Here is a 12514-nt window from a genome sequence, read left to right on the forward strand (position 1 = left end):
CCTACGCGGGGACGACGTCGTTGATGGCTTCGAGCACGTTCGGCTTCTGGAACGGTTTCGTGATGTACCCCTCCGCGCCCGCCTTGATGGCGGCTTTCATCTTCTCTTCTTGCCCGACGCTCGTACACATAATGACGTTCGCGTCGGGGTGCTCCTCGGTGATCTCGGTGGTCGCCTCGATCCCGTTGCGGATCGGCATCACGATGTCCATCATCACGATGTCGGGACCGTGTTCGCCGTAGAGGTCGACCGCCTCAACGCCGTTTTCGGCCTCACCGACGATCTCGAACTCGCCTTCGAGGATCTCTCGGAGGAGGTTCCGCATAAACTCGGAGTCGTCTGCGATCAGCACGCTGGTCGGCATATAGCAGGTATCGCCTCTGGAATCAAGATAAACGCTCCCCCGAGGCTATCAGCGATGAAAACTGGATTACTTCAACTGGAGTCCACCGGCGCGGTCGAGCGCCGTCAGGAGGTCCTCGACGGTGTCGTCGCGGGAGAGGCCCAGTCTCGCGAGCGCGGCACGAACCGCGTTGGGCGGGATGCGCGGTCCCTCGTCCATCCCGGCGAGGAGGATGCCGAGCGCGTCTTCGGGCGGCGTGTCGCCGCCGGCGGCGTCCGCGAACCACGTCACGAGCGTCTCGAACGTCTCGCCGACGTCGTCAGAGGCCATCCGATGGCGGGCCGTCCGACCGTCGAGCGACAGCGTCGCGTCGAAGCCGTAGGAGAACTCCGTGTCCGCGAGTGAGGCCGCGAGCCACTGACCCACCGCACCGGCATCGAGGTCGACGGGCGCTCCGGTGGCGTCGCCGCCACCCCGCGGCGCACCCCGTCGCTCGTGAGAGGCGGGGCGGTCCGACGTTCCCTCGGTCGGTCGGTCGGCGCTCGTCGACGGGTCGGCCGACTGGGTCGCCGTCGAGTCACTCGCGGCGGCGTCGTCGCCACTGCTGGCCGTCGGATCGGTCGGAAGTCCGTCGTCACTTCCGGCGGGTCCGCTCGGCTGTCGCGGAGACTCCCGAGACGCCGGTGCAGCATCGGCAGATGACGACTGACTCTCGGGAGACGACGAATCAGCAGGACGTGACGACTCACGCCGGCGTCTGTCCGTCGACGACGATGGTTGGGCGTCTTCGGGGGCCAATCCCTCGCGAACGTCGTCGGCGCTCGGTAACGAGTCGGTGGGGCGACGCTCGGGGGCGTCGCCGTCGACGTCCGACTCCTGCGGGACGGGCGGCGGGCGACGCCCCGGCGAGACGACGTAGCGGTCGTCCCCGAGTTCGCGGACGTACTCGCTCTTCGAGATATCGAGGTCGTCGGGGTCGACGCCAGGGTTGCCGCGCGGTGCGTCGTCGCTCATGCTACGCTGTTCGGTGGTGTGCGCTAAAAAGTGTGGGCGGCCGAGTTTACAGTTCGACGCCCTGCTGTTGCCCGAGCGACTCGGGCACCGTGAACCGGATCGTGGTCGTCGAACCGGCCCGCGTGTTGATCTTGATCGTCACCTCGTCGCCCTCCTCCAGCACGCTCGGCTGGTCGCTGCCGGAGCTGAGGTCGAAGTTGATGGAGAGTCGGTCGTCCGGGTCGTCGAGGACGGTCGGTGACCCGTCGACGTTCTTGATCTCCGAGGTGTCGAAGCTGTCGTCGACGCTCTGACTCGCGTTTGCGTGGTTGAGCAGGAACGTGCCGTCGGGACCGATCCAGGTGACAGTGGCGTTCTCGAGGTCGATCTCGCCGGCGCCGGGCGCCTGCGTGACCGTCACGTTGACCGCGTCGATGTACGGCCCACTGCCGTCCTCGGTGACGTTCCCGACCGTCGCGACCTCCTGCAGGCGATTGCTGACCTGCTTACTGCTCTGTTGCCCCGTCTCCTGGGCTTTGCTCTGGAGGAAGCCCGCGGTGTTGACCAGGACGCCGGCGGCGATCGCCGCCACGAGCACCATCGCGATGAACACGATGAGTGTCCCGATACCGACCTGACCCCGCTCTTCTTCGTCGGTGATGAACTCGAACATCGTTACAGTTCGACCGCGCTCTTCTGACCGAGCGACTCGGGCACCGTGAACCGAATCGTCGTCGTCGCGCCCGACATCGTGTTGACCTTGATCGTGACTTCGTCGCCCTCATCGAGTGCGGACGGGTTCTCGCTCGTACCGAGGTCGAACTCGATGTTGAAGCGATCGTCCGCGTCGTTGAGGACAGTCGTGTCCGAGTCGGTGTTCTTCACCGCGGAGGTGTTGAAGTACGCGCCCGACGACGCCTCGGCGGTGGTGTTGTGCGTCAGCGTCTCGGTCCCCTGCGGTCCGATCCAGTTGATCGTCGCGTTCGAGAGGTCGATCTCGCCGGCTCCCGGTGCCAGCGTCACCGTCACGTTCACGTAGTCGATCTGTGTTCCATCGACGTTCCCGGTGGTGACGACCTCCTGCAGGCGATTACTGACCTGCTTACTACTCTGTTGACCCGTTTCCTGCGACTTGCTCTGGAGGAAGCCCGCGGTGTTGATCAGGACACCCGCAGCGATCGCCGCTACGAGCACCATCGCGATGAACACGATGAGTGTCCCGATACCGACCTGACCGCGTTCTTCCTCGTCCGTAATGAACTCGAACATTGTCTGGTTCTCTCGGTCCCGACCCGACCGTGGGGCGGGCGCTGTGACCGAAAACACACAAATACTCAATAAATCCTCGCCGCTGAATTTCGAATTTGATATTCTGCGCGAAAGTATCGAAACGGAGAACCAGTCCGAGATCGTGTGAATTCGCCAGAATGGACGGCGAAGAGGCGGTACCCTTATGAGGGGTACAATCAGTATTGAGATCTATGCCTGCGGACGACGAGGCCATCATCGAGGTACTGGGGAACAAGTACAACCCCGAGATCCTCGACGCGGCGGGCGAGCCAAAATCGGCACAGGAGCTATCCGATCAACTCGGCGTGCCGATCGCCACCTGCTACCGCCGGATCAACGAACTCGAGGACACGGAACTGTTGGAACTACACGACCGCCCGCTCTCCGACGAGCACCGACGAATCAAGGTGTACCGTCGGAGCGTCGACGGCATCTCGGTCACGTTCCGCGACGGCTTGACCGTCGAGTTGGAGGAGCGCTCCGAGGTGAAGAACAAACTCGACGACGTGTGGCGGACGATGACCGACGGCTAAACCGATCGACGCGCGGCAGCGTGGAAGCGAGGTCGCTCGTCGGTTCAGAACCCCTGGTCCGGTCCGTCGCGACCCATCATCGAGAACCCGCCCGCACGCTCGTACACTTTGATGCCGCCCTCGGCGATCTCCATCGGGAAGATGTCGGTGTCGATGTCCTGTTTACGCATCTTCGCCACCCAGACGTAGCGGTTGACGCCCGAGTCGGTCGGCGTCTGGATGAAGTAGATGTTCCCGTCGGTGAGGAAGTTCTCCAGTCCGATCTCCGTCTCGGGAAACACCGCGCCCTGTTCGTTGATGAGCAACGAGGTGAGGCCGTTCTGCTTCAGGATGTCCGAGAACTTCAGCAGGTACGTCCGCTTCTCCTTCTCGTCGTCGAAGAACAGCGAGAACATCGTCAGCGAATCCAGCACCAGGCGGTCCGATGCGGCGTCAGCGAAGTCTTCGAGCAGCGTCTCCAGCGCCGACGAGAAGTCGCCTTCGCGAAGCATATGCTGCTTGTCGTACACCTTGATCCGCCCCTCGTCGACGAACTCACCCCACTGGTCGAAGCCGATGGACTCGGCCGCCTGCCGGATGTCCTCCTCGTTCTCCTCGAAGGAGATGTAGATGCCGTTCTCGTCGTGGTCTCTGACCCCATCGTAGAGATACTGGATGCCGAACAGCGACTTCCCCGTCCCGGGGTTTCCGCTCACCAACACCGTCGCGTTCTCGACGAGCCCACCGTTGAGAATGGAGTCGAGGCCGTCGACCCCGGTCGGAATCGTGTCTACCATGTCAGTATCCGGCGTCCTCATATCTGAAAACGGTTCCGCCGTGGCGTCGCCATCACAGCGATCGTGTCGCCAATATGACTGCGACCGCCGCACGAGGAGGTGATCGAGGCGCGCACGGAGCACTGCCAGTTGTTGGTGCGATAGTTTTAAGCGCAAACGACGCAGGTTCACCAATATGACCGAGGGCGGTTTCGAGCACGCGGGAGGGGAGCGTTGGTGACACGGCGCGTGCTCATCGTCGAAGACGAACCCGAGGTAGCCCAACTGTACCGAGGCTACCTTGCGGGTGAGTACGACGTGTCGGTGGCTACCACCGGCGAGGAAGCGTTGGACCTTGTCGACGGGAACACCGACGCAGTCCTCCTCGACCGCCGTCTCCCCGACACCTCCGGGTCGGAGGTGCTCGCAGAGATTCGCGACCGTGACCTCGACTGTCGAGTTGCGATGGTCACTGCGGTCGAACCAGACGTCGACATCGTCGAGATGGGCTTCGACCTGTATCTCGTGAAGCCGGCCACGCGCGACGACATCCAGTCGGCCGTCAAACGCCTCGACACACGGGCACAGTACGACGACACGCTCCAGCGCACCGCCTCGCTGGTGACGAAGCGCGCCGTCCTCGAAGCCGAGCGCACGCCCGCCGAACTCCGCTCGTCGCCCGAGTACGAGGAGTTGCTCTCCGACATCGACACCCTACAGTCCGACCTTGACGACCTCGCGTCGGCGTTCTCGCCGGACGACTACCGTATGTTGTTCCGCGAGATGGGGTCGACGTCGTCCTCCGAGTCGGCGTAAGCCGGACGCGGACGCCACGGCTCGTCTTCCACTACACTCCTCGCCCGACAGCGCCGGCTACTCGTCATCGTCCAACTGCTCGCCGATGATTCGGTCGACCGCCGCGAGGAAGTCGTCGCGGCGGTCGGCGGGGATGGTCGCCCCCGCGGCCACGTCGTGTCCGCCGCCGTCGCCGCCGACCGCGTTGCTGGCCTCTCGCATCGCCGCCGAGAGGTCGAGGCCCTTGCCCACGAGGAACTCACTCCCCCGCGCAGAGACTTTCGTCTCGCCGTCGCCGGCGTCCGCGAACGCGACGATGGGTTTCTGGGCAGAGATGCCGTCCGCGCCGACGGCCATCCCCGCGACGATGCCGACGATGGTCTCGCGGATGCGCGTGCCCGCGTCGAACCACTGGACGTTGTCCTCGCGTTCGACGCCCTCAGTGGTGACCCACTGGAGCCCCTCCGAGAGGTTGCGTCGGTGGTTGCGAAGCAGCGTTCGGGCGCGGTCGAGCGCTGCCCCGCGGTCGCCGAGACACACCGCGAGGCCGACGTCAGCGCGTTCGTACCGCGCGGTCGCGTTGAGCAGGGTGGAGAACTCGCTCACGTCGCGCAGTTCCGTGCCAGGTTCCTCGTCGGCGAGGACGTACGTCGCCCCGACGAGCGAGTCGATTCGCTCGCTGGGGACGCCCGAGGAGACGGCGCGGCGGATGAGGGCACTCGCGACCGTCTGGCGCTCGTCGGCGTCCAGGTCGACCCAGCGCCGCCACTCGCCGTCGCCGTCTTTCATCGGCACGTCTAACTCCGAGAGGAACTCGATGCTGCCCGCCTCGTCGTTCGAGATACCCGGAATTCGCGCCTCACTCGCGTACTCCAAGAGTTTCGGGAGCGGCCGCGTCTGTCGGCCGTACAACGCCAGGTCGGTCACCTCCGCGAGTGCGCCCGCGTCGACGGCGTCGGCGACGAGCGCCTCGTTCGCCCCGGAGAGGCCACCCTCGCCGTCCTGCATGTCTCCGACTGCGCCAACGACGGCGAGCGCCGCGAGGTCGCGGTTGTCCGTGCCGGTGGCGTCGCCGAGCGCCCGCGCGAGGAGGTAGGCGGCCCCCGCGCCCGACAACTCACTCGCGCCGTCGAGGCCCTCCAGCAGGGGGTTCAGGTGGTACTCGGTCTCCGCGTCCGCAGGCTGGTGGTGGTCAGCGATGACGGGGACGAAGTCGCCCGCCTCCTCGTGTGGCGCGATGACGTCGAGTTGCCCGCTCCCGAAGTCGGTGAAACAGACGACGTCGTAGTCGGTGGCCGCGATGCGCGCGACGGTCTCGGCGTCGAGTTGCTTGAAGAACGCCGTCTCGAAGTCGAAGCCCGCGCGCTCGAACGCCGCGGTGGCGACGGCGGCGCTCGTCAGGCCGTCGGCGTCGATGTGCGAACACAACAGGAACGTCTCGGCCTCACGGAGTCTGGTGGCACACGCCTCCGCACGCTCGCGGAGTTCCGGGACGGGGAAGCCGTCGGCTCCGTCCGTCGATTCGTCCGCGTCCCCGTCGGCATCGGCGCTCGCCATTACTGTCGGTGGATGAGGCGGTCCACGGCATAAACACTCGTACTCCGCGGGCGTCGTGAGCGATGCCCAAGCGACAGGGTGGCCGGCGACTCGCCGGCCGCGCTACTTCACGAACTGGAGGAGGTCGTCGCGTTTCGCCTCGCGAAAGTGGGTCCGCAGCGCCGCCTGCAGCGGTTCGATAGATCCCTTCTTGGCCGTGATGGGCGCGATGGTGTCGTCCCACTGCTGCCACGGTGGGTAGAGACCGAGGCGCTCACACAACTCGTTCAGTCGTTCGTCGCGGTCGTCCACCTTGTCCATCTTATTCACCGCGACGACGGGCGCGACGTCGACGTCCTGCAGGAAGCCGAACATCTCCACGTCGTGGGGGATGTCGCCCTCGGCGCTGTGGCGGTCGATGATGTCGATGACGGCTTTCCCGTCGACGACGAGGACGCCCGCGATGATGGAGTCGGCGTTGTCCTCGATGTACCGGACCACATCCGTCTTGATTGCCTCGCGGGCGTCCTCCTCAACGCCGCTCATGAACCCGAATCCGGGGAGGTCGGTGAACATAAACGACTGCGGGGCCCAGTCGAAGTGGTTGGGAGACCGCGTGACGCCCGGTTTCTTCCCCGTCGTGAAGTCGTGGCCGGTCAACTCGCGCATCAGCGTCGACTTGCCGACGTTCGACCGCCCGACGAGTACGACCTCGGCGTCGCGGTCGGGTCGTCCCTCGAAAGTCATACCAGAGAGAGGACCGCGACGGCGGATAAGCGGCGCGGGTCGGTCGGACCACTTTACTCCGATCGGTCTGACGACAGATTGTGAGCGACTCGAAGTGGTGGTACGGCATCGCCATTCCCCCCGCATTGGAACTGCTTGGACACGGAGGGATCGCCGCCCTGCGAGCGTTCGGCGGCCTCACTCCCGGATCAGCGCCCGTCGCGCTCGGATTCGCGTTCACGGTGGTCATCGGACTACTGCTGATCCCCGTGTTCGCTGGGTCGCTGTTCTTCGACGCGCGTGCCGTTCGCGACGCCGGCGGTTCGTGGACGCCGAACCCGTGGGCGTGGGGTGTCGGCGGATTACTCCTGCCTGTACTCGGCCTCGCCACGGTGAGTGCGTCACTGATGGTTCCGATTGGGGTCGTCTACCTCTGGCGTCGCTTCGACCGCGACGCGACAGCACCAGCCCCCGATTCGCTCGACACAGTCGACGTGACCGACACCACAGACAACGGCATCGACCTCGGTGCGTCGGGACGCGGTGACGACACCGAAGCCGGTGAGGTCGACGCCGACACTGGGTACGACCGTCCGATCAGTCGCTGGTGGTACGGCGTCGCCGGAACCGTCTCCCTGTACGCAGTATTCGCTGTCGTCGCCGCCCTCGTCACCGGGCCCTTCAATCCGGTGGGTGTGACTCCTGGAAGCACATCGGCGGTCGTGAGTCTCGTGGGTGGCCTGTACCTTGTCGTCTCGATTCTGTTCTTGTTCGTCACCGCACCCATATTCGCCGTGTGCCTGTGGTTGGACGCGAAGCGTCTGCGCGAGGCGGACGTCTGGCAGCCGAACCGCCTCTTGGTCGGGGCACTCGCCGTCACCCACCTGAGTACGATGGTCGTCTCGCTCGCGATGCTCGTCACCGTTCCCGGTGCTATCGGGTACCTGTTGTTCCGATGGCGACGAGTCGGGCTGTTCGCATAACTCCGCAGCGACGCTCCCAAGTCCTCGCCGGTCGAGCCAGTCCTATGGACAAACAGCCCCTCCGCGAACGCATCTGGACCACGTTGGAGGATTCCGGCGAGGCCCGCTTCCCGTTCCCGCCGCACGGCCGCATCCCCAACTTCGCGGGCTCAGACGCCGCCTGCGACCGCCTGACGGCCACTGACGAGTGGACCGCGGCGGACGCCGTCAAGGCGAACCCCGACGCGCCACAGTTGCCCGTCCGTCGCGCCGCTCTCCGCGCGGGCAAGACCGTGTATATGGCCGTCCCAAGGCTCCGTGAAGAGCACCCATTCCTTCGCCTGTCGCCCGAGGAAGTGCCCGACATCGACGACGCGACGACCGTATCCGGTTCCTCGAAACACGGCGTCCCGGTCGGTCCCGAGGAGGTTCCCCACATCGACCTCGTCGTGTCGGGGAGCGTCGCCGTCACCGAAGCGGGCGGCCGCGTCGGGAAAGGCGAGGGGTTCGCGGACCTGGAGTTCGCGGTGCTGTCGGAACTGGGTGCCGTCGACACGGAGACGACGATTGCGACGACGGTCCACGAGATGCAGGTCGTCGACGACGACGAGGTGAAACTGGACGCCCACGACGTGCCGGTAGACCTGATCTGTACTCCCGAGCGAACGATCAGAACGGCCGAGTACCGCGACGGCGACGCGCCCGCCCGACCCGCGGGCGTCGACTGGAACGCCCTTCCAGACGAGAAACTGGCGTCGATTCCGGTGTTGCAGCGACTTCGACCCGAGTGACGGCGTGTAGTAGAAGAGGAGACCGGACCGCCCGCAGCGCCGATGTCCGTCGGCTATAACTGGCCGCTCCGTGAGGAACGGCCGTGCGACTCGTCCAGGTGATGGTGCCCGCGGGCAAGCGCGAAACGGTGCTGGCGACGCTCGACGAGGAGGGCATCGACTACGTCATGTCCGACGAGACGAGCGGCCGCGATTACACCGCCGTCGTCTCGTTCCCACTACCGACTGAGGCGGTCGAACCCATCCTCGAATCGCTCCGCGAGGCGGGGCTGGAACGCGACGCCTACACCGTCGTGCTGGACGCCGAAACCGTCGTCTCCAACCGCTACGAGGAGTTGGAGGAGCGGTACGTCGACGAGGACGAGGGGAACGGCGACCGCATCGCCCGCGAGGAGTTGGCTGCGCGAGCGACCGACATGGCCCCGCGACTCACCGCGTTCGCGACGCTGACCGTCATCAGCGCGGTCGTCGCCACCGCGGGTTTGTTGCTCGACTCGGCGGCCGTCGTCGTCGGGTCGATGGTCATCGCGCCGCTCATCGGCCCAGCGATGGCCGCCAGCGTCGGCACCGTCCTCGATGACGACGAGTTGTTCCGCCGTGGCGTCCGCTTGCAGGTACTCGGCGGCTTCCTTGCCGTGGGGAGCGCCACCGCCTTCGCCGCCATCCTCCGGTACGGGATGATCGTTCCGTTCTCTGCGACCGAGGTGTTCGCCGTGCCCGAGGTGCGCGAACGCCTCGCGCCGGACGTGCTCTCGTTACCCATCGCGCTGGGGGCGGGCGTCGCGGGCGCGCTCTCGCTGTCGTCGGGCGTCTCCTCGGCGCTCGTCGGCGTCATGATCGCGGCGGCGCTCGTTCCACCGACGGCCGTCGTCGGCATCGGCATCGCGTGGGGAGCGCCGGCGGCGGTGTCGGGCGCGGCGTTGCTCGTCCTCGTCAACTTCATCTCGATCAACTTCGCCGCGCTGGGCACGCTGTGGTACAAAGGCTACCGCCCGGAGCAGTTCTGGCAACTCGACGAGGCGCGAGCGACGACGCTCAAGCGAGTGGGCATCCTCGGCGTCGGCATCCTCCTCGCGACGGGCGTCCTTGCGGGCGTGACGGTCGCCTCCTTCGAGAGCGCGCAGTTCGAGACCGCCGCCCACGCCGAGGCGGAAGCGCTCCTCGACGGCGACGGCCGAGTGCTCGACGTGGAGGTGACGTACGGCGGCTTCCCGTTCCGCCAGCCGACCGCGGTGACAGTGACTGTCGGCCACCCGCCAGGTGAGACACCGCCCCGGATCGCCGACCGGCTTAGCGACAGTCTCGCTGACGACGCCAGCGCGCCCTTTGGCATCGGGGACGCCGCGACCGTCGAGGTGTCCGTCCGCTACCTCGTCGTCGAAGAAGGGCGCGTCGACGGCAACGGCGGCAACGACGGCACATAACACAAATCGGCGTTTGTGTGTAAGCCAGCTTAATGCGCTGAGCGAGCGAGTTGCAAGTATGGATCGAACGAAAACCCTCCCTGCGGTCGTCGTCGCCGCGATGCTCGTCCTCGCTGGCTGTGCCGGCTTCGCTGGCAACGCACCGGCGGCCACGACGACACAGACGAACGGGAACACGAACGGAACCGATGCGAGCGTGAACACGGTCACTGCCGGTGGCAGCGCAACAATCAGCGCTAGTCCCGACCGCGCGGTCGTCGGTGTCGCCGTCGAAGTGACCGCCGAGACAGCGACCGAGGCGCGGTCACAAGTCGCCGAGCAAGTGAACGGCCTCCGGGACGCCCTCACCGAGGCGGGCTACGAGGTACAGACGGTCGCGTTCCGCCTGTCTCCCGAGTACGACTACAGCGGTGAGGAGCGCCAACTCGTCGGCTACCGTGCGTACCACGCCCTCCAGTTCGAGACGACGCCCGACGACGCCGGCAGCGCCGTCGACCTCGCCGTCGACAACGGCGCGACCAGCGTCGACCGCGTTCAGTTCACCCTGAGCGACGAGAAGCGCGCGGAACTGCGCAGCGAGGCGCTCGCCGCTGCCGTCAACGACGCTCGCACGACGGCCGAGACGGTCGCCGGCGCGGCCGACCGCTCGGTCGGCACCGAACTGTCGATGCAGGTCGGCTCCGCGGGATACCAGCCGTACGACGGCCGTGTCGCCTACGAGACCGCCGCCGACGCGGGGGGAAGCACTTCCTTCGAACCCGGACCCGTGACCGTCACCGCGTCGGTGACGGTGACGTACGAACTGGAGTAAGCGCCTCGCGTATCCCGTTTTTCAACCGCCCGAAACTCACGAGCGGAAGTCCCAAGTCCCCGATCACCGACAGATCGACGATGAGCGACTCCTCCCCGCGACTCGTCACCGGCGCGATGCTCGGTCTGTTCCTCGCGTTCGGCGTCGACACGGTCGTCATCGTCGCAGCGCTGTGGTACGTCGGCCGCGTCTCCGCGAACGTCGCGGGCGGCGTCTCGGTCGCCGTGCTTGCCGTCTTCGGTGCGTGGGTCGTCGGCCGGTGGCTCCGACTTCGTGGCGTCGGTTCCGGCGACGACGCTGACGATGGAGACACCGAGGATGACCCCGTCGAGCGACTCAAGCGCCGCTACGCGGACGGTGAGATCGGAGACGAGGAGTTCGAAGCGCGACTCGACCGACTGCTCGACGCGGACGAACGGAGCGCAGAACGCGACGGCGACGGCGAACACACCCGCCTTCGAGAGTCAAACTGAGCGGCCGCGTCAGTTCTCGCCGCGCGTCGGCAGGTCCGGTTCGAAGCCGACAGCGTCGACGGCCATCTGTAACACCTCGTCGACGTTCTCGTTCTCGGTGATGCTCATGTACGCGTCCGCCTCGACGTCGGTCGAGCGGTCGCTCTTGTTACAGACGACGAGGACGGGCGCATCGAACCGCTCGCGGACCTCCGCGAGCAACTCCAACTGCGCCTCCAGTGGGTAGCCACAGTCGCCGGAGGCGTCGACGACGAACAGGACGGCGTCCGCGAGGTGCGTCAGCGCGGAGACGGCCTGCCGTTCGATGCCGTTGCGGTCCTCTTCCGGGCGGTCGAGGAGGCCGGGCGTGTCGATGATCTGGTAGCGGATGCGGTCACGCTCGAAGTGGCCGATCTGGACCGCCTTCGTCGTGAACGGGTACGACGCAATCTCGTTGGAGGCGCGGGTGACGTGGTTGACGAACGACGACTTGCCGACGTTGGGGTAGCCCGCGACGACGAGGGCGGGTTCGTCCGGGCGGATGTCGGGCAGCGTCTTCAGGGCGTCACGCGCCTCGCCGACGGTCAGCAGGTCGTCTTCGATCTCGTCGAGGATGTCGGCCATCCGGGCGAACGCCTGCTTGCGGTGCTTGCGCGCGGTCTCGACGCCGGAGCGGCGCATCTTCGCCTGGTACTCCGAGCGGAGTTCGTCGATCTGACGGGAGGCCCAGTTCACCTCCGAGAGCGCCTGTCGCAACTCGTCGACGTCGACGACGGCGTCGGCCAGTTCGTAGTAGAAGGGTTCGACCTCGAACTCGAAGTCGGGCCAAGAGGTGGAGACGTTGGCGAGGTTGTCAGAGAGGATGTTCGCGGCAGTGATCAGCATCGACTCCTGGGCGTCCCAGCCGTCTTTCGCACGGCCGGTTCGCGAAGCACGGGAGAACGCCTTGTCGAGGAGTTCCTCCGCGCGGGGAGTCGTGGGGAGGTCTTCGAACGTCATAGTCAGTTGGCTGGACATTGACGACGACCGCGTATAAGCCCGTTCGTTCGGGTTTCGGCGCGTCTGTGCGGCGTTCACAGTGGGATCGGCCGCGAATCCGACGA

General features: G+C 66.2%; 15 protein-coding genes. 7 read left to right on the forward strand and 8 right to left on the reverse strand.

Translation table 11 applies throughout. From position 1 onward, the window contains the following. Position 1 precedes the first annotated feature (1 nt). From cheY to P0D77_RS02215, 4 genes are all read right to left on the reverse strand, one after another. Complete coding sequence (gene cheY, locus P0D77_RS02200) at positions 2 to 364, reverse strand: chemotaxis protein CheY (protein ID WP_277554524.1); 363 nt, start codon at positions 362 to 364, stop codon at positions 2 to 4. 66 nt (positions 365 to 430) lie between these two features. Continuing rightward, complete coding sequence (locus tag P0D77_RS02205) at positions 431 to 1357, reverse strand: DUF7500 family protein (RefSeq protein ID WP_277554525.1); 927 nt, start codon at positions 1355 to 1357, stop codon at positions 431 to 433. 46 nt (positions 1358 to 1403) lie between these two features. Further along, the gene (locus tag P0D77_RS02210; RefSeq protein WP_277554526.1) at positions 1404 to 2009 is read right to left on the reverse strand and encodes a flagellin; all 606 of its coding nucleotides are present in this window, start codon (positions 2007 to 2009) and stop codon (positions 1404 to 1406) included. Positions 2010 to 2011: 2 nt separating this feature from the next. Further along, positions 2012 to 2605, reverse strand: a complete 594-nt coding sequence (locus P0D77_RS02215; RefSeq protein WP_277554527.1) for a flagellin — start codon at positions 2603 to 2605, stop codon at positions 2012 to 2014. 212 nt (positions 2606 to 2817) lie between these two features. On the opposite strand from P0D77_RS02215, the gene P0D77_RS02220 reads away from it, so the two are divergent. Beyond that, positions 2818 to 3159 (forward strand): helix-turn-helix domain-containing protein, encoded by a 342-nt coding sequence (locus P0D77_RS02220; RefSeq protein ID WP_277554528.1) that lies wholly within the window; start codon positions 2818 to 2820, stop codon positions 3157 to 3159. A 44-nt stretch (positions 3160 to 3203) separates the two neighbouring features. On the opposite strand, the gene P0D77_RS02225 is transcribed toward P0D77_RS02220, so the two are convergent. Next, the gene (locus P0D77_RS02225) at positions 3204 to 3935 is read right to left on the reverse strand and encodes an RAD55 family ATPase (protein WP_277554529.1); all 732 of its coding nucleotides are present in this window, start codon (positions 3933 to 3935) and stop codon (positions 3204 to 3206) included. A gap of 216 nt (positions 3936 to 4151) precedes the next feature. On the opposite strand from P0D77_RS02225, the gene P0D77_RS02230 reads away from it, so the two are divergent. After that, positions 4152 to 4730 (forward strand): response regulator transcription factor, encoded by a 579-nt coding sequence (locus P0D77_RS02230; RefSeq protein WP_277554530.1) that lies wholly within the window; start codon positions 4152 to 4154, stop codon positions 4728 to 4730. 57 nt (positions 4731 to 4787) lie between these two features. Here P0D77_RS02230 and recJ read toward each other — a convergent pair whose 3' ends face one another. Next, positions 4788 to 6266 carry a RecJ family nuclease gene (gene recJ / locus P0D77_RS02235; RefSeq protein ID WP_277554531.1) on the reverse strand — a complete coding sequence of 493 codons (1479 nt, stop codon included), beginning with the start codon at positions 6264 to 6266 and terminating at the stop codon, positions 4788 to 4790. A 102-nt stretch (positions 6267 to 6368) separates the two neighbouring features. Next, positions 6369 to 6992 (reverse strand): GTP-binding protein EngB, encoded by a 624-nt coding sequence (engB, locus tag P0D77_RS02240; RefSeq protein ID WP_277554534.1) that lies wholly within the window; start codon positions 6990 to 6992, stop codon positions 6369 to 6371. Between the two features lie 80 nt (positions 6993 to 7072). Here engB and P0D77_RS02245 point away from each other — a divergent pair, with 80 nt between their 5' ends. From P0D77_RS02245 to P0D77_RS02265, 5 genes are all read left to right on the forward strand, one after another. Continuing rightward, positions 7073 to 7954, forward strand: coding sequence for a hypothetical protein (locus tag P0D77_RS02245; protein ID WP_277554535.1), 882 nt, complete (start codon positions 7073 to 7075; stop codon positions 7952 to 7954). Between the two features lie 44 nt (positions 7955 to 7998). Next, on the forward strand, positions 7999 to 8724 hold the full coding sequence (locus P0D77_RS02250; RefSeq protein WP_277554536.1) for a 5-formyltetrahydrofolate cyclo-ligase: 726 nt from the start codon (positions 7999 to 8001) through the stop codon (positions 8722 to 8724). Between the two features lie 83 nt (positions 8725 to 8807). Further along, entirely contained in the window at positions 8808 to 10148 is a 1341-nt protein-coding gene (locus tag P0D77_RS02255) for a TIGR00341 family protein (protein WP_277554537.1), read from the forward strand. 58 nt (positions 10149 to 10206) lie between these two features. Then, positions 10207 to 10959, forward strand: coding sequence for an SIMPL domain-containing protein (locus tag P0D77_RS02260; RefSeq protein ID WP_277554538.1), 753 nt, complete (start codon positions 10207 to 10209; stop codon positions 10957 to 10959). 80 nt (positions 10960 to 11039) lie between these two features. Next, positions 11040 to 11432, forward strand: coding sequence for an SHOCT domain-containing protein (locus P0D77_RS02265; protein ID WP_277554539.1), 393 nt, complete (start codon positions 11040 to 11042; stop codon positions 11430 to 11432). Positions 11433 to 11441: 9 nt separating this feature from the next. Here the strand turns inward: P0D77_RS02265 and P0D77_RS02270 are convergent, their stop codons facing one another. After that, positions 11442 to 12410 carry an NOG1 family protein gene (locus P0D77_RS02270; protein WP_277554540.1) on the reverse strand — a complete coding sequence of 323 codons (969 nt, stop codon included), beginning with the start codon at positions 12408 to 12410 and terminating at the stop codon, positions 11442 to 11444. Between the last annotated feature and the right edge of the window lie 104 nt (positions 12411 to 12514).

Origin of the sequence: Halobaculum limi (assembly GCF_029490015.1) — an archaeon.
Classification (GTDB): domain Archaea; phylum Halobacteriota; class Halobacteria; order Halobacteriales; family Haloferacaceae; genus Halobaculum; species Halobaculum limi.